The 23,207-nt window shown below is 70.4% G+C and carries 15 protein-coding genes; 12 read left to right on the plus strand and 3 right to left on the minus strand.

The window, feature by feature from the left end:
* Both H7965_RS21930 and H7965_RS21935 read left to right on the plus strand, forming a co-directional pair.
* On the plus strand, positions 1 to 4,284 hold a 4,284-nt coding region (locus H7965_RS21930; protein ID WP_186772722.1), incomplete at its 5' end, for a beta strand repeat-containing protein.
* Positions 4,281 to 7,283, plus strand: a complete 3,003-nt coding sequence (locus tag H7965_RS21935) for a CHAT domain-containing protein (protein ID WP_186772723.1) — start codon at positions 4,281 to 4,283, stop codon at positions 7,281 to 7,283. The genes H7965_RS21930 and H7965_RS21935, both read left to right, overlap by 4 nt.
* Before the next feature lie 127 nt (positions 7,284 to 7,410).
* On the opposite strand, the gene H7965_RS21940 is transcribed toward H7965_RS21935, so the two are convergent.
* The gene (locus H7965_RS21940) at positions 7,411 to 8,697 is read right to left on the minus strand and encodes an LLM class flavin-dependent oxidoreductase (protein WP_186772724.1); all 1,287 of its coding nucleotides are present in this window, start codon (positions 8,695 to 8,697) and stop codon (positions 7,411 to 7,413) included.
* Positions 8,698 to 8,937: 240 nt separating this feature from the next.
* On the opposite strand from H7965_RS21940, the gene H7965_RS21945 reads away from it, so the two are divergent.
* The 8 genes from H7965_RS21945 (at position 8,938) to H7965_RS21980 (ending at position 17,933) form a co-directional block, all read left to right on the plus strand.
* The gene (locus tag H7965_RS21945) at positions 8,938 to 9,891 is read left to right on the plus strand and encodes a LysR family transcriptional regulator (RefSeq protein ID WP_186772725.1); all 954 of its coding nucleotides are present in this window, start codon (positions 8,938 to 8,940) and stop codon (positions 9,889 to 9,891) included.
* Between the two features lie 203 nt (positions 9,892 to 10,094).
* Positions 10,095 to 10,868: a carboxymuconolactone decarboxylase family protein gene (locus H7965_RS21950; RefSeq protein ID WP_186772726.1), complete on the plus strand. Its 774-nt coding sequence runs from the start codon at positions 10,095 to 10,097 to the stop codon at positions 10,866 to 10,868.
* Positions 10,869 to 10,914: 46 nt separating this feature from the next.
* Positions 10,915 to 12,129: an ABC transporter substrate-binding protein gene (locus tag H7965_RS21955; RefSeq protein ID WP_222440749.1), complete on the plus strand. Its 1,215-nt coding sequence runs from the start codon at positions 10,915 to 10,917 to the stop codon at positions 12,127 to 12,129.
* A 15-nt stretch (positions 12,130 to 12,144) separates the two neighbouring features.
* On the plus strand, positions 12,145 to 13,035 hold the full coding sequence (locus H7965_RS21960) for a branched-chain amino acid ABC transporter permease (protein ID WP_186772727.1): 891 nt from the start codon (positions 12,145 to 12,147) through the stop codon (positions 13,033 to 13,035).
* The gene (locus H7965_RS21965) at positions 13,032 to 14,897 is read left to right on the plus strand and encodes a branched-chain amino acid ABC transporter ATP-binding protein/permease (RefSeq protein ID WP_186772728.1); all 1,866 of its coding nucleotides are present in this window, start codon (positions 13,032 to 13,034) and stop codon (positions 14,895 to 14,897) included. Before H7965_RS21960 ends, H7965_RS21965 begins: the two co-directional genes overlap by 4 nt.
* Positions 14,890 to 15,603, plus strand: coding sequence for an ABC transporter ATP-binding protein (locus H7965_RS21970; protein ID WP_186772729.1), 714 nt, complete (start codon positions 14,890 to 14,892; stop codon positions 15,601 to 15,603). The genes H7965_RS21965 and H7965_RS21970 overlap by 8 nt, the downstream gene beginning before the upstream one ends.
* A gap of 21 nt (positions 15,604 to 15,624) precedes the next feature.
* Positions 15,625 to 16,920: an LLM class flavin-dependent oxidoreductase gene (locus H7965_RS21975; protein ID WP_186772730.1), complete on the plus strand. Its 1,296-nt coding sequence runs from the start codon at positions 15,625 to 15,627 to the stop codon at positions 16,918 to 16,920.
* Between the two features lie 26 nt (positions 16,921 to 16,946).
* A complete protein-coding gene (locus H7965_RS21980; protein ID WP_186772731.1) occupies positions 16,947 to 17,933 on the plus strand; it encodes a Bug family tripartite tricarboxylate transporter substrate binding protein in 987 nt (328 codons plus the stop codon).
* Positions 17,934 to 18,231: 298 nt separating this feature from the next.
* Here H7965_RS21980 and H7965_RS21985 read toward each other — a convergent pair whose 3' ends face one another.
* Positions 18,232 to 20,391, minus strand: coding sequence for a DUF2235 domain-containing protein (locus tag H7965_RS21985; protein ID WP_186772732.1), 2,160 nt, complete (start codon positions 20,389 to 20,391; stop codon positions 18,232 to 18,234).
* A 297-nt stretch (positions 20,392 to 20,688) separates the two neighbouring features.
* Here H7965_RS21985 and H7965_RS21990 point away from each other — a divergent pair, with 297 nt between their 5' ends.
* Together H7965_RS21990 and H7965_RS21995 are read left to right on the plus strand one after the other, a co-directional pair.
* Entirely contained in the window at positions 20,689 to 21,492 is an 804-nt protein-coding gene (locus tag H7965_RS21990; protein ID WP_186772733.1) for a peptidoglycan-binding protein, read from the plus strand.
* A gap of 8 nt (positions 21,493 to 21,500) precedes the next feature.
* The gene (locus H7965_RS21995) at positions 21,501 to 22,073 is read left to right on the plus strand and encodes a hypothetical protein (protein ID WP_186772734.1); all 573 of its coding nucleotides are present in this window, start codon (positions 21,501 to 21,503) and stop codon (positions 22,071 to 22,073) included.
* A 311-nt stretch (positions 22,074 to 22,384) separates the two neighbouring features.
* Here H7965_RS21995 and H7965_RS22000 read toward each other — a convergent pair whose 3' ends face one another.
* A complete protein-coding gene (locus H7965_RS22000) occupies positions 22,385 to 23,095 on the minus strand; it encodes a TetR/AcrR family transcriptional regulator (RefSeq protein WP_186772735.1) in 711 nt (236 codons plus the stop codon).
* Positions 23,096 to 23,207 lie beyond the last annotated feature (112 nt).

The following is a 23,207-nucleotide window of genomic DNA, read 5'->3' on the forward strand; positions in this document are numbered from 1 at the left end:
GGTACCAGCATCGATGTGGCGCGGATCGCAGGTGCCAGCCGCTTCGCCACTTCGCTTGAAGGTGCCGCCAACACCATCGACACGCTGGCGCCGCGGACGGTGCTCAGCGCGGCCGACACAGGCATCGCCTTCGCCAGCGGCACCGGGACCACCGGCGGCGATGCCTCGGCCCTCGGCAGCTTCGCGCTGCGGACGGCGGGCGCACTCTCCGTTACCGGCAACGTCGCCGCCAACCATGCGGCGACGGCCGGGGTCGCCGATCTGGCGCTGACCAGCGGCGGCACGCTGACGGTAGCGAGCGACATGCTGCTCGCTGGCAGCCGCAACGCGGTGCTGACCAGCACGGCAGGCAGCATTCTGCTGCAATCCGCGGCACGGTTGCGGGCGACGGGTGGGGCGGCCATGTTTTCGGCCGCCGGCGCGGTCACGCTGGACACCAACGCCATTGTGCTTGCCGGCAACGGCGATGCCAGGTTGGCCGCGGGCAGCAATGTCGCCATCGGCGCCGGAGCCCAGGTCAATGCCATCAGCACTGGCGCCAGCGCCCTGGTCACCGCCACCACAGGCGACATCACCGTGGCGGCCACCGGCAGCATCACGGCAACGAATGCGGTGCTGTCGGCAGGCAACGCCGTTACCATCGACGGTGCGGTGGCCACGGGCGACAGTGCCGAGGTGACCGCCATTGCCGGGGCCATCACAGTCACCTCCGGGGGCTCGGTGCAAACCGGAGCCGGCAACGTAGCGCTGAGCGGCGGCACCGGCATTACCAACCGCGGCACTATCCAGGCAACGGGCGGCAGCGCCAGTCTTATCGCCGTCAATGGTGGCATCGTCTCCAGCGCCGGGGCAGTGCTCGCCGCGACGCTGGACGCGACATTGACGGCGACCGGCATCGGCGGCGCCATCACGCTCGACACCTTGACCGCGGGCCGCGACGCAACGCTGACCGCGCGCGACGCGATCAGCCTCGGCACCGTGACCGCCGGGCGCCATGCCGCGCTGACCAGCACCGCAGGCAGCATTGCCCTGGCCGCAGGGGGGACACTCGAGGCAACAGCCGGCGCGGTGGACATGACCGCGACCACAGGCAGCATCGCCATCGGGGCCAATGCCCACTTCCTCGCCGGCGCCGGCGATGCGACGATCTCGGCTGCGCAGTTCCTCGCGGCGGCCGGCGCGACGATCCAGGCGACCGGTGGCAACCTTGGCATCACGGCGGGTGCCGGCGGCCTGACCGCCACGGACGCACTGCTCGGCACCAGCGGCAATGCCACCCTCAACTCGGGCAACAATATCGGCCTCGGCAGCCTGACGGCCGGCGGCAACGCCACGCTGACGGCGACGCAGGAAATCACCCTCGGCACCGTCACCGCCGCCGGCAGCGCTTCCGTCACCAGCAGCGGCGGCACGGTCTCGCTCGGCACATCCGGGGTTGTCCGGGGTGTCGGCGGTAGCCTGTCGGTCAGCGCGGCGGGCGATGTCTCGCTCGGCGCCTCGGCCGTCATGGCCGCCGGCGCCGGCAACGCCACGGTGATCGCCGGCGGCGGCATCAGCCTCGATACCCTCGCCAGCATTGCCGCGACTGGCGGCAACACAGTGCTCACCGCCAGCACCGGCGGTATCATGGTGGCGGGCACGGCGCAGGTGCGGGCGAGCGGCGACGTCACGCTGCAATCGGCGCTCGGCATCACGGGCGGCGGCATCATCGCCGGGCGCGACGTGAGCCTGACGGCGACGCAGGATATCATCCTCGGTAGCGTCACCGCCGGACGAAACGCCAGCCTCGCCAGCACCGGCGGCAGCATCGGGCTGCCCGGCAGCGGCTCGGTCGATGCCACCACCGGCAACATCACCGCGACCGCCGCGGGCAGCATCGCGCTGAGCGCGGCGGCGCGGATGGAAGCCGGCGGCGGCGGCACCACCCTGACCGCCGGGGCCGGCATCACCGCCGGCTCCGGCGCGCGCATCACCGCGGCCGGCGGCACGGTCAGCCTCACCGCCTCGACCGGGGCGATCGGCCTTGCCACCGATTCCCTTGTCTCCGGCACCTCCGACGCGCTGCTCGCCGCCGCTACCAGTCTCGGCGCCGGAACGGTGACCGCCGGGCGGGATGCGACGCTGACGGCGGCGCAGGACCTCGGCGTGGTCAGCGTCACCGGTGGACGCAACCTCCGGCTCCTCTCGACCGGTGGCGGCATCGACTTGGCGGCAGATGGCCTCGCCCAGGCCACGGCCGGTGCGCTGACCCTCCAGGCTGGCGGCGAGATCAACCTTGGCACCGGCACGGTGCTGCGGGCGAATGCCGGCACGGCCTCGGTCACCACGACCGGCGGCGGCATCACCACTGGGACGAATGCCCTGCTGCTGGCCGGGGCCGGCGACATCGGTGTGGCAGCCAGCGACGGGGTCGCGGTGGGCAACGGCACGCGGATCGAAGCCCTGGCCGGCAATGCCGCGGTCGTGGCCGGCGGCGCCGTCAGCCTTGGCGATGCTGCGGTGCTGCGGGCTTCCGGCGCGGTCACCACCACCGGCGGCACCGGCCTCGTCATCGGCACTGGCACGACGGTGCAGGCCGCGACCGGCGTCGGGCTCACCGCCACCACCGGTGCGCTCGGCATCGGCACCAACAGTTCGGTGCGAGCCACCGCGGGCGGCGTCACCGTCCAGGCCCAGGCCGGCAGCATCACCATCGGCGATGGCGCGCTGATCGGCGCCGGCCAGGGCAATGCGGTGCTCACCGCCAGCCAGTCCATCACCAGCGGCGGGCTGATTGATGCCGACGGGGTGGGCGCCAGCGTGACGCTGACCGCGGCCGGCGGCGCGATCACCCTGCTCGGCAGCACCACCGCTGACAGCGGCAGCATCCGCGCGACCACCGACATCACCGCCATCGCCGCCACCGGCATCGCCATCACCGGCCAGCAGCCGGGAAGCGGCAGCGGCTTCACCTCCGGCATCCTGCAGGCGGCGCGCGGCGGGGCCGGCAACATCACCCTGGCCACCGGCACCGGCGACATCGTCCAGACCGGCGGCCTGATCTCGACCCGCGGCAGCAATGCGGCCAATACCCTCAACCTCATCGCTGGCGCCGGCGCGGTGCGGCAGGTGGCGGACAGCGGCGCGGCGATCAACACCGCGCGGCTCACCGGCCAGGCTGACACCGCGGTGGAGCTGCTGGCCTTCAGCGGCAGCCGTGACGGCGCCGCCCGCGGCAACCGGGTGGACACGCTGCTCGGCCTCACCGCCGGTGGCGCGCTGCAGATCCAGACGGTGGAAGCGCCCACCCTCATCACCGGGCCGCTGCAGGCCGGCGGCGCACTGCAGATCTGGTCGGAACGGGCGCTGACCATCACCGACGCCACCATCCACAGCACCGGCACTGCAGTGGCAAGCGCGATCGGCCAAGGCTTCAACCTCGACCAGCTCGACACCAACGCCCGCGCCGGCCTCGTTACCCTCTACTCGGGCGGCGCCATCACCATCACCAACCTGGTGCTGAACGCCGAGGCGGCATCGATCCGGGCCGGCGTGCCGATGCTGTGGAACGCCGCTTTCGGGGCCCGGCCGACCGGGCTGATGCTGGATAGGGTCGCCGCCACCATCGGCTCGGCGGTCAACTTCGCCGCGGCGGGCGACATCACGGCCGGCGCGCCGGTCACCGTTACCGCCCGCGGCACCTCGCTGCCGGCGGCGATCTTCGACAGCCGCACCCCAGTGGTGCCGGCGCTGGCGACGCGGCTGACCCTGCTGGAAACGCCGCTCGGCCAGGTGTCGCCTGACATTGCCGGCATGCTGCCGAAGCAGCAGGCCACCAAGGTGCGCAACATCTTCCTGCCCGGCAACTTCGGCCCGGCCAGCGCCGAGCCGGCCGGCGACATCGCGGTGAACCTGGAGATGCTGGCGCGGGGCGGCGTGCCGCTGCAGAACCAGGGTGCCGCCTTCCTGCTGGTCGCCGGCGGCAACATCACCGGCAGCATTGATGCCGGCCGGCTCGGCGTGGTCGGCAGCGGCGGCAGCATGGCGCTGGAGGGGCGGCTGAACGGCCAGATCGGCGCCAATGCGGCGCAGTTCGCCGACATCAGCCAGGTGATTCCCGCCACCACGCTGCAGCGCTACCGGATCAACGGCTGCGTCGTCACCTCGATCAACTGCGTGGTGCCGCCGGCCATCCAGATCGTGCCGCCGCGCCATGTCGACCGGGCCAACCTCGTCATCGAGGCCGGGCGGCTGAACAGTGCGGAAATCATCATCCCGAACGTCTCGGACGAGGACGACGAATGACCCCCCGCCGCCTGCTCCGCCTCCTGCCGGCGAGCCTGCTGCTGCTGGCCGCCGGCTGCACGATGCCGGCGGATGACGCCTTCGTTGCGCCGACCCAGCGCGCCTCAGCCGGCGAGCCGGCCGGGCAGGATGCCAAGGGCGAGGCCTGCCTCACCCAGCGCGGCAGCGCGTTGCCGGCTGACCTGCCGGTGGCTGCGACGCGGGAGGTGTTCTGCGGCGGCTGGACCTCGGCGGCGGCGCGCATCGTGCAGCTGCGCGGGCCGAGCGATGCGGCGACGCTCGACCAGCTGGCGAATGGCGGGCTGTGGCGCACCTGGCTCGACCAGCGGGTGACCTGTGCCGCGCCGCAGGTGACGACCATCCTCGGCGGCGGCGAGGCGCGGCTGCTGGCCTGCACGAGGCGGGCCGGCGGCTGGCCGCATGTGGCGATGGTGGCGGCCGGGCCGAACGGGCCGGTGCTGGCCGATGGCGTCGCCACCGCGACGCCGGTGATGGAACGCCTGGCCGCCGGCCAAGCCCCTGGCGCCGGGACCGGCCAGGCACGCTCCGCCGCGCTCGAGATCGCGGTGCGGCGGATGGCCGCGGAAAGCTTCAGCACCAATGACGTCGGCCAGTTCGAGACGCTGATCGCCGCCGGCCGCGACCTGAACCTCGCCGAGAATTTCGCCGCCGCCGAGGATGCCTACCGCGCCGCGCTGGCGCTGCAGGAACGGGTGCTGGGGCGCGACGACCCGAACATCGTCATGGCGCTGGTCCACCTCGCTCTCAACCTGTCCAATCAGGGACGGGCGGATGAGGCGGAGGTGCTGTTCGCCCGCGCCGAGGGCCTCGCTCCGCGCGCCGCCGACCAGACCGCCTCGGCCCGGGTGGAGCATTACCGCGGCCTTGCCGCCTTCAAGGCCGGCAAGCCGGAGGAGGCGCTGGCGCATCTCCGCCAGGCCGAGGCCGGCTATGCGGCGCTGCTGCCGACTAGCATGCTGAACGGCGCCGAGGGCGAGACCAACCTGCTGGCCGACCCCACCGCCACCACCGCCGCCTTCGGCCTGTCGGAGACCCGGCGCAACCTGGCGCGGGTGCTGGCCGGCACCGGGGAAGCGGCGCGGGCCCCGGCGCTGATCGCCGACAGCCGGCGGCTGCTGCGCCACACCGGTGCGCCGCCCGGGCAGATGGTGGCGCGGCTGCTGCGCACCGAGGGCCGCACCTATGCCACCCTGGGCCAGGACGAGGCCGCGGCCCGGCAGCTGGAAGCGGCGGCCCGGCGCTTCGCCATCGCGGCCCCGGGCGAGCGGCCGGAAGCCGTCACCCTGTTCCTGGCCGGCGCCCGCCGCGCCGCCAGCGGCCGCCGCGATGATGCTCTGGAGGCGTTCCGCGCCGGCGCCGCCATCCTCAGGGCCCGCCAACTTTCGCTCTCCGTGCCGTTGGTGCTGCCCTATCTCGATGCGCTGGACGCCGAGGCGCGCGCCAATCCGGCCGAGGCCGAGGCGCTGCGGCGGGAGATGTTCACCGCCGCCCAGCTCGCCCAGCGCAGCAACACGGTGCGCTTCGTCCAGCAGGCGAGCGCCCGGATCGGCGCCGCCGCCGGCGACCAGCGGGTCTCCGACGCGGTGCGCCGGTTGCAGGATGCCGACCAGGCGCTGCGCGACCTGTTTGCCGAGCGCGACGCCGCCGCTGGCACCCCGGGTCTCGACGCCCGCATCGCCGCGGCGCAGCAGGTGCGCGCCGATGCGGAGAGCGAGGTGGCCGCCGCCGCCCCCGGCTATCGCCAGCTATTGCTGAGCACCGCCGCCCTCGATGCGGTCAATGCGGTGCTGGCACCGAAGGAGGCGCTGGTGACCATGCTGCTCGGCCGCCGGGCAAGCTGGGTGCTGGTGGTGCGCGAGGGTAAGGTCCATGCCGCCCGCACCACGCTGACCGAGGCCGAGGCCGGGCGGCTGGTGAATGCGATGCGTGCCGGGGTGATCGATGCCAATGGCCAGCCGGGCAATTTCGACCCGGCGCCGGCCCAGGCGCTCTACGCCGGGCTGCTGGCGCCGCTGGAAGCGGCGCTGGCGGAGGTGGAGACGCTGGTGGTGGCGCCGGATGGCCCGCTGCTCGGCATTCCCTTCGGCCTGCTGCTGACCGGCCCGGCCGACCGGGCCGCGCTGGGCGTCGCCCCCTGGCTGATCAAGCGGCATGCGGTGGTGCACGTACCCTCGCCGCAAACCCTGGTGACCCTGCGCGGCACCGGCGCCGCCTCGAACGCGCCGCTGGCCTATGGCGGCTTCGGCGATTTCGCCCCGCCAAATGCGGCGCAGTTGCTGCGCAGCTTCCCGGTGGATCGCTGCGCCGCCGACGCCCGCCTCGCCGCCGGCCTCGTCCGGCTGCCCGGTACGCGGCGGGAGGTGCTGGAAGTGCAGCGGCTGCTGAACGCCCGGCCGCAGGACATCCGCCTCGGCACCGATTTCACCGCAGCGGCGCTGCGCGAGGCGGAGCTGGGGCAGCGGCGGATCCTGCATCTGGCAACGCATGCGCTGCTGCCGGGCGAGCTCTCCTGCCTGCAGGAGCCCTCGATCGTCGTCTCCCCGCCGCCCGGGGCACCGGATGCCGACCTCTCCTTCGTCAAGGCCAGCGACCTGTTGGGGCTGAAGCTGAACGCCGATCTCGTCATCCTCTCGGCCTGCAACACCGGCGGTCCTTCCGGCTCTGGCGGCGGCGAGGCGTTGTCCGGGCTGGCGCGCGCCTTCTTCTATGCCGGCGCGCGCGGGCTGATGGTGACGCATTGGGCGGTGAATGACGATGCGGCGATGCTGGTCGTCAGCGATTCGATGCGCCGGCAGCAGGGCGGCGCCTCTTCCGCCGCGGCGCTGCGCGGGGCGCAGCGGCTGATCCTGGACGAGGCCGGGCTGCGGCTGCCGCCGGAATTCGGCCATCCCTACTACTGGGCGCCCTTCGCGCTGATCGGCGACGGCAGGCGGGCGCCGGTGGTGAGCGCCGAGGCGCCGGCGGCGCCGAGGGGGTAGGCGCATCGCGGGCGAAGCTGCGCTGGCGGGATGCTGAGTAAAGCGCGGGACGCATCTCTGCCGCCAGGCCCGGCCATGGCGGGTTTTGGGGGCGCCCAGGCGCGTAATCGCGTTCCTCGCCAGCCTGCTAGCGCTTCGCCGCATGCGGGTCGAAGCGCGGTACCGGGATGGCGCCGCCGCGGTCGTTGAAGGTCGTGCCCTGGGCGACGCCGACATTGGCGCCCTGGCGGCCGAAGGCGCCGACCGCCGGGATGTCCGCCTCGGCGATCGGCGGCATGCGTGACTTCCGGGCGAGCGCCGCGGCGATGTAGGGCGCCAGCTCCGCCTGCTTCTTCGCCCGGCGCAGCGTCTCACGCGCCTGGAATTCCGGCAGCAGGGTTTCCGCGAAGAGCTCCAGCGAATCGCAGATATGCTCGTGCCGGTTGGTACCGCTCTGCTGCACGAAGATGATCTGGTCGACACCGATTTCCTCGTAGCGCCGCAGGTGTTCGCGCACCTGGTCGGGGGTGCCGATGCCGCCGCGGCCGGCATTGTCCGGCAGGCTGTCCTTCACCTCCTGGAATTTCTCCCAGACGCTGCCGCGGCCCGGCCGGTGCTCGCCGAACAGGGCATAATAGCCGAGCGAGTAGCCGAAGAACTTGAAGCCGTCCAACCCGCGGCGGATCGCCTCCTGCTCATCGGCATGCAGCGACATGCCGCTAACCAGGGCGACGTTCGGGTTCACCGTATGGCCGACCGGCACGCATTCCTCGGACCGGATGATGTCGTAGTATTCGGCGATCCAGTGCGCGGCCTGCTCCGGCTCGACGAAGGCGAAGGTCAGCGCCCCCATGCCGTGGCGGGCGGCGCGGTGGATGCTCTCGCGGCGGGAGCAGGCCATCCACATCGGCGGGTGCGGCCGCTGCGCCGGCTTCGGCAGGATGTTGCGGCAGGGCATCTCGAAATACTGGCCCTTGAAGCCGGGGTAGGGCTCCATTGCCAGCATGTTGGCGGCCTGTTCGGCCGATTCCCGCCACATCGCCGTCTTGTTGTCCGGCTGCATCAGGAAGCCGCCCATTTCCATCGCCGTTGCGCTTTCGCCGGTGCCCCAATCGACCCGGCCGTTGGAGACGAGATCGAGGGTGGCGATGCGTTCTGCCGCGCGGGCCGGGTGGTTGTAGGCCGTCGGCATGAGCATGACGCCATGGCCGAGCCGGATGTTGCGGGTGCGCTGCGAGCAGGCGGCGAGGAACACCTCCGGCGCCGAGGAATGCGAGTATTCCTCGAGGAAATGGTGCTCGACCTCCCAGACGTAGTGGAAGCCGAGGCGGTCGGCGAGTTCCACCTGGTCCAGCGCCTGCTGGTACAGCCGCAGCTCCGCATCGGGGCCCCAGGGGCGCGGCAACTGATGTTCGTAGAACAACCCGAACTGCATAGGTTTCCTCCAACGCTCGGACCGGGCGTCGAGGCCCGGTAGCGACAGCTCCGGGGCCGAGGGTGCGGGCCTCCCTGGCCCGGCGCAAGCCGTCCTGGTGCGAGGAGCATCTTTCCACCCAGCGCAAAGCCACTTGGCCGTGGGTCCCGAAGCCTGGCCGCGGAGGCCGCCAGGAAGCGCCTTGCCATGCGGCGCCGGGCCGGTAGCATCCTTGCAGCAAGCGCAAAGCCGAGGTCTGGGATGGAAACACTGGAAACCATGCGGCTGTTCGTCCGGGTGGCGCAGTCCGAGAGCCTCTCGGCCGCCGGCCGCGCCTTCGGACTCTCGCCCGCCTCGGTCTCCCGCCGGGTGAATGCGCTGGAGGGCGAGTTCGGCATCCGTTTGATCAACCGCACCAGCCGCCGCCTGGCGCTGACCGAAGCCGGGCAGATCTACCTGCAGCGCGCCACCAGGATCCTGGCCGACATCGATGCGCTGGCCGGTCAGCTCAGCACGCATCAGGCGCAGCCGCGCGGACTGCTGCACGTGCACACGCGGGTCGGCCTCGGCCAGCATTTCCTGGCGCCGCTGCTGCCGGATTTCCTGGCGCGCTATCCCGAGATCACGCTGAAGCTGTGGTTGACCCAGGAGCCGCGCGACCTGGTGGAGAACAACATCGACATCGCCATCCGCCTCGGCAATGCCGATGAGCCGCAGCTGGCGATGCGCAAGCTGGCCGATGCGGCGGAGCGCATCCTCTTCGCCAGCCCCGCCTACCTAGCCCGCCATGGCGCGATCCGGACGCCGGAGGATCTGCTGGCCCATAACTGCCTGACCTGGCCGCTGGACGGGCGGCATGAGGATGGCCACGCCACCTGGCAGTTCCGCGGCCCGGGCGGCACGCGGGATCTGCGGCTGTCCGGCAATCTGCAGGTGAACAACGGCGAGGTGCTGCGGGAGGCGGCGCTGGCCGGGCTCGGCATCGCGCTGCTGCCGGTGTGGTGCGTCGCCGCCGATCTGGCCGCGGGGCGGCTGGTGCGGCTGCTGCCGCAATGGCAGTCGACGCCGACCACCTTCGACCATTGCATCTACGCGGTGTACCAACGGTCCCGCCACGTGCCGCCGAAGATCCGTGCCTTCGTCGATTTCATGGCCCAGGCCATGCGCCCGGCGGCGGTGGGCCGCGGTGACCGGGCCGCACAAGCGGCCGAATAGCCCGCCGGAACATTTCATCTGGCGCAATGCTGCTTGTCGCGGGGCAACATTCCCAAGTGCCACCCGATGCCGCATGCTCCAGGCGGTTCCGCGGCGGGCAACCCATGCCCGGGATCAGGGAAGGAAGCATCCAGGGCGGTCGGCCCGCATCCATGGCGTGCCGGGATGTGGGCAGCCCTGGCGGCGCACAAGGAAACCGAGGCATGACCGACCTCTCGCCACGCCAGAGCGCATTGAAGGCGGAATTCACCCGGGCCCGCGGCTACTGGAGCCCGAGCTGGGATGCCGTGCTGGCGCTCGATCCGGATTTCTTCGAAGCCTACATGAACTTCTCCGCCGTGCCCTGGCGCCACGGCACGCTGGCGCCGAAGGTGAAGGAGTTCATCTACATCGCGATCGACGCCTCGACCACGCATCTGCACGCCCCCGGCACCCGCGTGCACATGCGGAACGCGCTGCAGCATGGCGCAACGCGTGAGGAGATCATGGAGGTGCTGCAGCTGATCTCGGTGCTCGGCATCCACAGCTGCACCCATGGCGTGCCGATCCTGGTCGATGAGCTGCGCGCCGCCGGGCGCGAGGCGGAGCTGCCGCGGCCCGGCGCCGGCGGCGAGCGCGAAGCCCGGCTGAAGGCCGAGTTCACCGCCGCCCGCGGCTACTGGAGCGAGCTGTGGGAGAATGTCCTGGCCCTCTCGCCTGACTTCTTCGAAGCCTACATGCGCTTCTCCTCGGTGCCCTGGAAGCATGGGCGCCTGGAGCCGAAGGTGAAGGAGTTCATCTACATCGCGATCGATGCCGCGACGACGCATCTCTACGAGCCGGGCACCCGCATCCACGTCCGCAACGCCCTGCAATACGGCGCGACGCGCGAGGAGATCATGGAGGTGTTCGAGCTGGTGAGCGTGCTCGGCATCCACAGCACCACGCATGGCGTGCCGATCCTGATGGAGGAGCTGCGCGCCGCAGGAAAAGGCTGAAGGCGGCAAACGCCACAGCGTCACACCGGGGGGAAGGAAAGCCGGAATGCAGACTATCGGCCGAAGGGCATTGGGTGGAATGGCGGCGGGGCTCGCCGTGCTGGCGGCGCCGGGAGTGCTGCGGGCGCAGGGCGGGACCATCAAGCTCGGCTTCACCGCCGCGCTGACCGGGCCGTTCAACGAGTTCGGCGAAGGCATCCGCCGCGGCGCCGAGATCGCGGTGGAGGAGTGCAACAAGGCCGGCGGCATCCGCGGCCGCATGGCCGAACTGGCCGAGGTGCTGGACGACCAGCTGGTGCCGGACCGCGCGGTGCAGAACCTGCGCCGCATCCTGGACAACAAGGAGATTGTCGGGCTGATGTGCCCTTCGGGCAGCGGCCCGACCCTGGCGATCGCCGATATGGCGCAGGCCGATGGCCGGCCTTTCATCAACCCGCAGGCGCAGACACCGGCCATCGTCTATCCCAATGGCGTCGACAAGCCGCCGCGGCCGAACCTGTTCTCCATCTCCATCGGCAATCTGGCGGAATCCGAGAAGCTGGGCCTGGCACTGGCCGGCTTCAGCCGCATCGGCGTCGTGCATGAGAGCACCGGCTATGGCGTGACCGGCGCCGACCTGGTGCGGAAGGCGATCCTGGCGCGCAAGCCCGGCGCTCGTGTGACGCTGGAATCCTACAACCAGCGCGCCCAGGACATGACGGCGCAGCTGGTGCGGGTACAGCGCGCGGGAGCGGAGGCGATGCTGGTGATCGGCCTCGGCGCCGATTTCGCCGTCATCCGCCGCAACATGAGCCGCCTGAACATGAATCTGGCGCTGTTCGGCGCCGCCGGCGCGGTGACCGTGCCCTACATCGAGGGCGCGGGCGATCTGGTCGCGGGGACGCGCGCGGTGAACCATGCCGCCTTCGGCCGCCGGCCTATGCATGCCGAGGCGCAGAAATTCGTCGATCTCTATCGCGCCAAGCATGGCACGGACCGCTGGTACGGGCCGGATGCCGCCAACCCGCTGGTCTCGCTGGCCGGCACCGTGGGCTCGGGCTACGACTGCATCAACCTGCTGCTCGACGCGATCCGCCGCTCCGGCGGCACCAGCCCCGCCGAGATGATCGCCGCGCTGGACCAGACCAAGGATTTCGCCGGCGCCACCATCCCCGCCGTCAGCTTCACCCCGCAGAACCATGTCGCGCTGAAGGTCGAGGATCTCGGCACCTATGAGATGCTGAAGCGCGGCGACCGCGTGGTGCTCGAGCTGCGCGATTGAGGCGCGCAGCACAACATGGATGATTTCTTCTTCTCGCTGGTGCTGGCCGGGATCAGCGTCGGTTCGGTCTATGCGCTCGTCGCGCTCGGGCTCAACCTGACCTTCTGGACGACGAAGACGCTGAACTTCGGCCAGGGCTCGCTGATGATGCTCTGCGCCATGCTCACCGTCTTCCTCTCCAGCCAGGGGGTGGCGATGGCGCTGGCGGTGCTGGGCAGCCTGCTGGTCATCGCCGCGCTCGGCATGTTCATCGAGCGCTGGACGGTCAGGCCGGCGCTGCGCTCCGGCGGCAGCACCATGGGCTGGGTGGTCTCCACCCTTGGCTTCGGCATCTTCCTGCAAGGCATGGCGGCGAAATACTTCGGCTCCCAGGCCGTGGCCTTCCCCGAGGTGATCTTCACCGCGCAGGATTACGTCACGCTCTTCGGCCAATACGTCTCGCTGCAATACCTGGTGGTGCTGGCAGTGGCGGTGGTGCTGATCCTGCTGCTGGAGCTCTTCGTGCGGAAGACCGTGTGGGGCCAGGCGGTGCATGCCGTCTCGCTCGATCCCGAACTGGCGCTTGTGCAGGGCATGCCGGTGCGGCGGATCATCCTCGGCTCCTTCATGCTGTCGTCGGTGCTGGCCGGCGTGGCCGGGGTGCTGATCGCACAGATCGGCGGCACGGTGGACCCTGCCTTCGGCTTCGACCTGGTGCTGCTGGGCTTCGTCGCGGCGGTGCTGGGCGGCATGGGCAGTTCGCTCGGGGCGCTGGCGGGCGGGCTGGTGGTGGGGCTGATCAGCAAGCTGGTCGGCGGCTACGTCTCCACCGCGGCGGAGCACGGCATCGCCTTCGCCCTGCTTATGTTGATGCTGGCGGTGCGGCCGCAGGGGCTGTTCGGCCGGCCGGAGGTCAGCAAGGCATGACCGCCTCCGTCCGAGAGGAGACCGGCGCGACGGTGGAGCAACCGAGCCTCGGCCCGGCCGCGCTGCGCCGCGGGCTGAGCCGGCTGGTCGCGCATCCGCTGTTCCAGCTGGCGCTGCTGGCGCTGCTGCTGCTCGGCGCGGGCCAGCTCAGCAGCGGCACGGTGCAGATCGCCAGCTTCGTGCTGATCGCCGCCATCTTCGCCCAGAGCATCAATCTGCTGACCGGTCTAGCCGGTCAGATCTCACTGGGCCATGCCGGTTTCTTCGGGATCGGCGCCTATTGCTCGGGCATCTTGGTGAAGAGCTGGGGCTTCGACGTGGCGGCGGCGGTGCCGGTGGCGGTGCTGCTGGCGGCGGCGACCGGCTGGCTGCTCTCCTTCCCCGCCAACCGGGTGCGGGACGTCTATCTGGCGATGATGACCCTGGGCTTCGGCATGGTCTTCTTCGAGATCGTGCGGGAGTGGAACGACGTCACCGGCGGCACCATGGGGCTGCCGGGGGTGCCCGCGGCGGCGCTGCGCACCCTGACCATCCTCGGCTTCCGGATGGATGGGCTGGATTACTTCCGGCTGGTGCTGCTGGTGACGGCACTGGTCCTGCTGCTGATGCGCAACCTGACCCAGAGCCGCATCGGCCGCGCCTTCTTCGCCATCCATGTCAGCGAGGTGGCGGCGGGCAGCATCGGCATCCCATCGGGTTCCACCAAACAGCTCGCCTATGCCGTCAGCGGCGCGCTGGCGGGGCTGGCCGGGGCGCTCTACGCCCATCTGGTCGGCTATCTGGGGCCGGAGAGCTTCGCCCTACCGCGCTCGATCGAGGTGCTGGTCATCGCCATCGTCGGCGGCCTTGGCTCCATCGCCGGGCAGGTGCTGAGCGCCACGCTCTTCACCTTCCTGCCGGAGCGGCTGCAGGTCTTCGCCGAATGGCAGTTCATCGCCTACGGCCTGATCCTCACCTTCTCCCTGCTGGTGCTGCCGAAGGGTATCGGCGGCCTGCTGTTCGAGCCGCCGCGCTTCATCAAGCCGCGGGTGTTGCGCCGCGCCGCCGGGCTCACCGCCGACCCGGCCGCGCTGCGGCCGCAGGGGGAGGCGGCCGAGAGCCTGGTGGTGGAAGGCGTGACCATGCGTTTCGGCGGGCTGGTCGCGGTGGACGGTGTCTCGCTGCGGCTGGAGCCGGGGCGGATCACCGCGCTGGTCGGTCCCAATGGCTCGGGCAAGAGCACGCTGGTCAACGTGGTCAGCGGCATCTACCGACCGACCGCCGGAAAGGTGCGGTTCGGCGAGCGGGACATCACCGGCCTCTCCGACCATCAGGTGGCGGCGGCGCGGGTGGTGCGCACCTTCCAGGACCCTCGGCTGGTGCCGCATTTCACGGTGCGGGAGAATCTGCTGCTCGGCGCCCACCGGCTGCTGCGGCACAGCGGCGCCGCCGCCACTCTCGGCCTGCCCGGCGCCATTGCCGAGGAAGCCGAGCATCTGGCGATGGCGGAGGCGGTGCTGGCGCTGGCCGGCCTCACCGAGGTTGCCGACCGGCCGATTGACACCCTGCCTTACGGTACCCGCCGCATGGCGGAGGTCGGGCGCGCGCTGCTGGCGCGGCCGCGCGTCATCCTGCTGGACGAGCCCGCCGCCGGGCTCTCGGAGAAGGAGATGGAGCGGCTGGCGCAGTTGATCCGCGACATGAAGGCCATGGGCCTCGCCATCCTGCTGATCGACCATCACATGGATTTTCTCGCCGAGCTGGTCGACGAGGTGGTGGTGCTCGACAGCGGCCGGATGATCTACCACGGCGACATCGCCGGCATGCGGCGCGACCCGCAGGTGATCGCCGCCTACCTTGGCGATGAGGCGACCCATGCTTGAGGTTCGTGGGCTGCAGGTGAGCTACGGCGCGGTGCGGGCGCTGGAGGCGGTCTCGCTCACCGCCGCGCCGGGCGGCATCACTGCCATCCTTGGCGCCAATGGCGCCGGCAAGTCGTCCCTGCTGCGGGCGATCTCCGGTGTCGCCCCGGTGGCGGGTGGGCAGATCCTGCTGGACGGGCGCGACATCACCACCCTGCCGGCGGCGGCGCGGGCGAAGCTCGGCCTGGCGCATGCGATGGAGGGCCGGCGGCTGTTCCGCCAGCTTACGGTCGAGGACAACCTCAAGCTGGCCTGGAGCTTCGGCGCCCGTGCGACGCCGCTGCCGGCGGCGATCGCCGAGATCTACGGCCGCTTCCCCATCCTGGAGCAGAAGGCGCGCACCATGGCCGGGCTGCTGAGCGGCGGCCAGCAGCAGATGGTGATCCTCTCCTGCACGACGATCCGCAGCCCCCGCTACCTGCTGCTGGACGAGCCCTCGCTCGGCCTCGCGCCGATCATCGTGCAGCAGATCTACGGCTTCATCACCGAATACGCGCAGCGCAGCGGCATCACCGTGGTCATCGCGGAGCAAATGGCCACCCTGGCGCTGCGCGTCTCGCGGCACGGCTTCGTGCTGCGCCGCGGACGGCTGGTGCTGGAAGGCGACAGCCGCACCCTGCTGGAGGGCGGCGGCGAGTCCGGCGCACTGGCCGCGAGCTACCTGTAACACCATAGGATCCAGTGAATTATGCAGTTTGGTCTGTTCTACGAGCACCAGCTTCCCAAGCCATGGGGCGAGGAGGCGGAATATCGCCTCTACCAGGAAGCGTTGGAGCAGGTGGAGGTCGCGGACCGCATCGGCATGGATATGCTGTGGGAGGTGGAGCACCACTTCCTTGAGGAATACTCGCACTCCTCCGCGCCGGAGGTCTTCCTCGGCGCCTGCTCGCAGCGCACCAGGCGCATCCGCCTCGGCCATGGCATCGCGCTGATGCCGCCGGCCTACAACCACCCCGCCCGGGTGGCGGAACGCATCGCCACCCTCGACCTGGTCTCGCACGGCCGCGTCGAATGGGGCACCGGCGAGAGCGCCTCGCTGATGGAGATGGAAGGCTTCGGCATCAACCCGCCGGAGAAGACAGCGATGTGGCGCGAGGCGACCGAGCAGGCCGCCAACATGCTGGCGATGCGCCCTTATCCTGGCTTCAAGGGCGAGTATTTCGAGATGCCCTGCCGCAACCTGGTGCCGAAGCCGCTGCAGCGGCCGCATCCGCCGGCCTGGGTTGCCTGTTCCAAGCGCGAGACCATCCACCGCGCCGCGCGGAACGGCCTTGGCGCGCTGGCCTTCGCCTTCGTCGAGCCGGAGATGGCGGCGAAGTGGGTGCAGGAATACTACGACATCATCAAATCGGAGGAATGCGTCCCGCTGACGCATACGGTGAACCCGAACATCGCCCTGGTCTCCGGCATGATGTGCCACCCGGATGCCGAGGAAGCGGTGGCCCGCGGCCTCGATGGTTTCAAATTCTTCGGCTACTCGCTGGGCTATTTCGGCATCTACGGCGAGATCAAGCCGGGCTACACCGACATCTGGTCGCGCTACATGGAGGTGCGGGACACGCTGGAGGACAATGCCGGCCGCGGCGGCATCGGCACGCCGGAACAGGTCCGCCAGCATCTGCTGCGCTATGAGCGCGCCGGGGTGGACCAGATCATCTTCGTCAAGCAATCGGGCAAGAACCGCCACGACCATATCTGCGAATCGCTGGAGCTCTTCGGTCGCGAGGTGCTGCCGGAATTCGCCGAGCGCGACGCCGCGCGACAGGTGAAGAAGCAGGAGGCGCTGGCGCCCTACATCGCCGCCGCGCTGGCCCGCAAGCCGCGCATGGCGCCACTGGCCGAGGCCGATGTGCCGGTCCTCATCGCCCCGGGCCGGCGCTCCGCCGCGGTCGGCGATGCCCGCCGCACCGCCTTCGCCGACCGCGCGCTGCCGATCCCGGCCACCGACCCGCACGCGAAGCTGGCAAAGGTGCAGAGCGACTGAACCGGCAAGCGTAGGAAAATCCAGGAATGATACCTCACCCGACCATCATGCGCCGCCGTCTCCTGCTGGGGACGGTGGCCATAGCCGGCGCCGGCCTGCAACCCGCGGCGGCCCAGGGGATCGCCGACGGGAAGCCGGTGGTGATCGTCATGCCTTATGGGCCGAGCGCAGGGCAGGAGGTGACGAGCCGCATCCTCACGGATGGCTTTGCCGCGCAATTCGGCGGCAATTTCGTCAACGACTACCGCCCCGGCGCGGGCACCACGGTGGCGGCCCGGCAGGTGGCGCGCGCGAAGCCGGATGGCTCCACCCTGTTCCTCGCCACCAATGTCACCTTCACCATGGCGCAGTTCGCCTACCGCAATCCGGGCTTCGATCCTGACAAGGATTTCGCCCATATCAGCCTGCTCGCCGAGGCGCTGTACTTCATGGCGGCGAATCCGAAGTGGCAGAGCATCGATGCGTTGGTGGCCGAGGCGAAGCGGCGGCCGGGCGAGCTGGTCTACACCAGCTGGGGCGTCGGCTCCGTGGCGCATCTGCAGGGCATGGATTTCTGCCGCCGCGCGGGCATCGACATGCTGCACCTGCCGTTCAACAGCGCGCCACAGGCGCTGATCGAGTTGATCGCAGGCCGGGCGGACATCATCTTCACCACCATGGCCGCGGCGCTGCCGCATGTGCAGGCCGGCCGGCTGCGCGCGCTGGCGACACCTTCGCCGCAGCGGATCCCCGGCTACCCTGATCTGCCGACGATGGTCGACCTCGGCTTCCACGATTTCGTGATGCTGCCGTGGTACAGCCTCTCCGCCCCGGCCGGCACCCCGCCGGCGCTGCTCGCGCGGCTGGAGGCGGCGGCGACCGGGGCCTTCGGCACGCCGGCGGCGGCGGCGAAGCTGGCGGAGCATGGGTTGATCCCGGCGGCGCGCGGCGCCGCCGACATGCGCGCCCGCATCGCCGCCGACCGGACGCGCAATGCGGAGCTGATGCGCCTGGCCGGCATCCAGCCGGAATAGAGCAGGTCATGCCTCATGTCGTGAAGGCCGTCGCCGGAACGGCCCTCACGACAGCTTCGATTTGTCGGCGGCATTCTCCGATGGCCAGATCGACGCCCGCGGATCAGTGGCCTGGGGCGGTCCTGCATACCGCAAGATCGGCATCGGCACAGGCGGCCGCGGCGGTCTCGGCCGGCACCTGGAACTGTGGCCAATCACGACGAACGAGGCCGTCTCCGCTGGCGGCGGCCAGGGCGGCGGAACGCCGCCATGATCCGTTGCGAATGCTCGATGCGCCTATGCCATCCGACCACCTCCTCTAGGCGCCAGCCGTCATACCCAGCCGCCTCTGCCAGGAGCCGCTCTCGCCGAGGATCCAAAGCGGTTCCCTCTCGCGCGGCTGTTGCACCCGCTCGATCTGCAGCCGCAGCGCGCCAGCGTTGTTGCCGGCCGTCTGCCACAGGTCATTCGCAAAGAAATAGAGCAGGCCCGGTGCGGCGTCATTGCGCAGGCACACGGAACGCCTGGCGTCGCGGAGGTCGGCGCCGATCGAGGCGATCTGGCCCTGCAGCTCCTCGGGGTCCCGCCAGTAGAGATACCGCAGCAGCCGCCACAAGCCGTATTCCTGCAGCTTCCATTCGCGCGGATGCGCCACCGCGGCGCAGAGCTGCGTCCAGGGCTGGTCCGGCAGGCGCCGGCTGAAGCCGAAGAGGCGGCGCAGCAGCCTGACCTCCTTGTCCGGTTGCCCGCCGGGGCCGCAGGGCCGCTCCTCCCCGTCGCGCCAGAGGCCGCCGAGATAGGTGATCCGGTAGGTGGCGCGGTCCAGCACGATCCCCGTGCGGTCCCACTCCCGGCCTGCCTCCACGTCGATCACCAGCGGCCGGCCGGGCTCCGGGCGCAGGAAGTCCGGCCGCGCTAGGCGGGTGTGGGAAATTCGCATCCGCTCCAGCACTGAAGGGTGCAGCGTGCCTGGTGGCGCGGGATCGGCCGGCTCGTCGGCACCCGGCACGGGGTGCCAGCGCGGCCAGCTTCCGAAGAGCCGCCAGGACGGCTTGCGGCGCAACTCGTCATGCAGCCGCGCGATCGCGCTCGGCCGTCGGTTCTCGTCGATCCAGGCGTTGAACCTGAGCCCGTGGCGCCGCGCTGCCTCGACCATCCAGGCGAGGGTGATGTCCGACAGCCCCGTCTCGGCATAGCCGCCGCCGACATCACCATGCGCGCCGCGGAACCACACCTGCTGCAACCGGGTGCCGGTGTCCTTCGGCCGGGAGAAGGGCGTGGGGAAGAATTGGGAGCGACGCTCATCCATGGCCATGGCGTGGTAGACGTAGCGGCAGATGGCCATCGGGTCGGTGGAGAGCGACCGGTTCCGCCAGATCGGCAGGACGCGGAACCACCAGCCCCAGAGCGGCACGCCGAGCGATCCCACGGTGTCGAAGAGGCCGAGGAATTCGATGCGCACCTCGTCCGGGTCATGGATCATGCTGCGGGGCACCGGAACGACCTGCGCGGGATCCGCCCGCGTGCGGTAGAGATGCACGACATCATCGGCGTAGCGCCCGTATTCCGCGCGCAACAGGCCGCAGCGCCCGATCACCCCGGCGACGCATCGCGCGGTGTAGGCGCCGCGCGAGAAGCCGATGAGGTATATGCGGTCCCCGGGCCGGTACTGGCGGACGATCTCGGCATAGGCCTGCGCGATGTTCTCGGTGATGCCGATGCCGGTCGCGCCCTCGATCAGCCGGCGAAGACGTCCGAAGGTGGCGGCAATCTGCCCACCGGTGCGCGAGCCCACAGTCTCAAGCACGCGGCGCGAAAAGGCGGCCTCCGCCGCGGTCGAGGAGGTGTCGGTGGCAACGCCCGGATCATACCAGCTTGTCTGCGTATCGTCGCAGACCAGGCCATGATGGATCTTCCAGACATTGGTGGTGGCCGGCAGCCCCTCCTCCTCGTCGTCGGGGCGGTTGCCGGTGCCGTCACAGCAGATGACGATCCGACGTCCCCCCTCGGGCGGCGGGACGAGGGCCGGCTCGGCATTCGCCGGCAGAGGATCGGGCGCATCCGGTCCGACGCCATCCAGTCCGAACAGGGTGCGCCGGCGCCGGAATGCCGCGACGGTGGCGAGAATGGTGCGGAGCACGGAGACCAGGGCCAAGGCGCCGACCAGGGCTGCCGCCAGAACGACCACCACCTGCAAAGCTCGCGCGCTCCAGCCGACCCAACCGGCACCGACGTCGCCTCGCGGTGCGAGCCACAGGACGGCCGCAGCCGTCACGGTGAACAGGACCAATGCGACGATCACCGTCGCGATCCAGAACATCAGCAGCCGCAGGCGGAAGCGCCGCTCCCCTGACAGGCGCCAGACCGGGCCAAGGCATCGGGCGCAGCCGTGCACGGCGAGCCGGCCGACCCACCATCCCAACAGGCCGAGGGCAGTGGCGACCGCCAGCAGCCCCCCGAAAATACCGCCTGTCTGCATGTGCAACTCCTGCAAGGAATATTGCGGCTTCGACAGCCGGAGCCCGCCAGGCGGCGTCGTGACGCAGCATTGCAGATGCACCGGCCGCCTGCGGCAAGCGGAAACATTCGGCCGATCCTGCAGGATCGGTGATGCCGCCCGGCACCATCAGGCGCTGCCCGGTGAGACCCTCAGCCCGAGCCAGCCATAGGTCCGCAGTAACGGCGACGTGTGCCACCGGAGTGCAGCAAGCCAGGCTAACTGGCCGCACCGGATCCGGCCCAGGCAGAAGGAACAGGATCCGTGGGGGAGGCCCACATGTCGCACTGGACACGGACGGTTGTGTTGGACGGCTCGCGTGTGAACCTGAACGGTCCCCTGCGGGGCGCCCGCAACAAGACGATGCTGGCGGTGTTCGGGAGCCCGCGCGGCAGCTTCTCGCAGAAATGCCAGCCGGTGACGAACGAGCGGCTCAGGAGCCTCATCGTGACCGAGGATGTGGGCCCGTTCCGGGTCACCGGGCTGCGGCCTGCGGTCCGGACGCTGCGAACCATCTTCGCCGATGTGAAGGCGGCCGAGCCGGACATCCATGGTCGGCTCGGCACGGCGGGCATGCTCTGCGCGCGCTTCGTGCGCGACAGCACCAGCGCCATCAGCAATCACTCCTGGGGAACGGCGATCGACCTGACGATCGATGGGGTCCTGGATGCGCGCGGCGACCGCAAGGCGCAGCAGGGGCTGCTGCAGATCTTCAAGCATTTCAACAATCATGGCTTCTACTGGGGGGCAGCCTTCCCCACTGAGGACGCCATGCATTTCGAGGCGTCCGAAGACCTGATCCACGATTGGCAGGCAAAGGGCGAACTCGGCGAGGTTCCGGCCGCCGGCACGGAGCCGGACAGCCTGCTCGAATTCGGCGACCGCGGCGCGGAGATTGCCGCCCTGCAGGAAATGTTGTCGAAGGTCCTGGGGATCTCCATCAAGGCGGACGGAACCTTCGGCCCGGCGACGCGGGCCGCAGTCGTGGACTTCCAGAGCCGGACGGCGGGGCTCGCGACGGACGGGGTCGTCGGGATGAAAACCCTCGCGGCGCTGCGGGCTGCGTTGTCCGGGACGGGATAGGGAGCGCCATGGCACAGCGCCGCCTCACAGCCTGGATCACCGCCATCCTGGCAGCCGGCGGTTGTGGCCTGCCGGCTTCGGCGGCGGGAGCCATGGATATGACATTCGACGCGCCGGTGCCGCTCTCACGGTGCACGGCGCTGCGCGGCACCGGCCTGCCGGCGGCGCTGCGCAGGCCCGGGGTCACGGGCAGGCGGTGCCTCGTACAGCCCGCGCTTCGCATCTTTGTCCTGTCATCGGATCCGACCTCGTGGCCGGCGGTGCAGCACGGGCGTGACCCGGTCATGAGCCTCGAGGATCCGGTGGCGAGGCGGCTCTGGGTGGCTGATGCGGGGCCGGTCGGGGTGAGCTTCGCAAGCGCCAGGCTCGTGGTGGCGCGTGATGCGCGAGGCGAGCCGCGGGCAGCCTATTATTCGGGCCTGGCCGACCGGCTTGACGGCACCGGCAGCGTCGAGGTCTTTGTCACCATCCGCACCGGCCGCAGGGTGTGCCTGCTGGGTGTCTCGGCCAAGGAGGCAGAGGCGCGGCAGATCGCCGCGGACGAGGGGAGCGACTGTCTTCCCGCCGTCGACGGCGGATGACACGGCACCGGGCCGGCGCGGACGCCGGCCGCATGAGCCACGCACGCGGGATGCTTGCGCCAGGATGAATCTTCATTACCGGCCACTGCCCGATCCTGGCGTGCAGCGTCTCGACCCTCGACCCTCCACTGCCGCCGTGGCAGGCCTTCATCGTGAATGGGGTCTGCCGCTTAGGATGACAGCATGAATCACGCGGCCAACCAGCAAAGCCGGAGGCTGATTGCTTCAGCCTGAATCCATCCGCTTCCAGCTTCGCGGCCGTGGCGGGATCCCAGGACCATGGACCCGCACGTGCCAGCTACGGCAGGCGATCAGCCGGTCACCGGCGCGCGGAAGCCGGCGCAGAGGAAGGGCACGAGCTTCGCCAGCGCCATGTCGACTTCGCCCGGCCGGCACTGGCCCTCGGTGATCGACTGGATGCGACCGCTACCGGCCATGGTGTAGATCATCGTGCCGAGCATGAAGTGGAAGCGCCACTCGACCTCGGCCCGTGGCAGCTCGGGCAGGGCCGCGTCGATGGCATCGAGGAAGGCGCGGGTGCTCGGGTTGAAGGCCTGCGCCACGATGCGGCGGTACAATTCCTCGCTCTCGACCGAGAGCCGTGCCCGCAGGCGGCCAAAGGTCGCGCCGTCGACCCCGGCCTCGAGGCCGAGCGAGAAGGCCGGGCGCAGGAATGCCTCGAGCAGTTGCTCGAGCATCGGCGGCCGTCCCGGCCCCTCGGCGCAGCACGCGAGCAACCGCATACGCTCTGCCGTGATCGGCTGTGCGCGGCGGAGGAACAGCGCCTCCAGCAGCTTCTCCTTCGAACCGAAATAATAGTTCACCGCAGCGAGGTTCACCCCCGCCTCGGCCGTGATCTCCCTGAGGCCGACTCCCGCCATGCCGCGCGCGGCGAAGAGGCGCGCCGCGGCGCTCAGGATTCGGTCCACCGTTGGTATCTGCACGCCCGGACCCTCGCCCGGCCGATCCATCGCGGCAAGGTCGCTGCCCATTTTTCTGGTCTCGATACGCTTGACACTCATGCGTCCGTATAAAACACTCGTTTGATCAAGGCCAGTCCGGAGCCGAGGCACGATCCAAGGCTTCGGTCCCGGCTTGAATGAAACGGACCGCGCGCCCGCCTGCCGATGTGGA

The sequence above is a fragment of the Siccirubricoccus deserti genome, assembly GCF_014283215.1.
GTDB lineage: Bacteria > Pseudomonadota > Alphaproteobacteria > Acetobacterales > Acetobacteraceae > Siccirubricoccus > Siccirubricoccus deserti.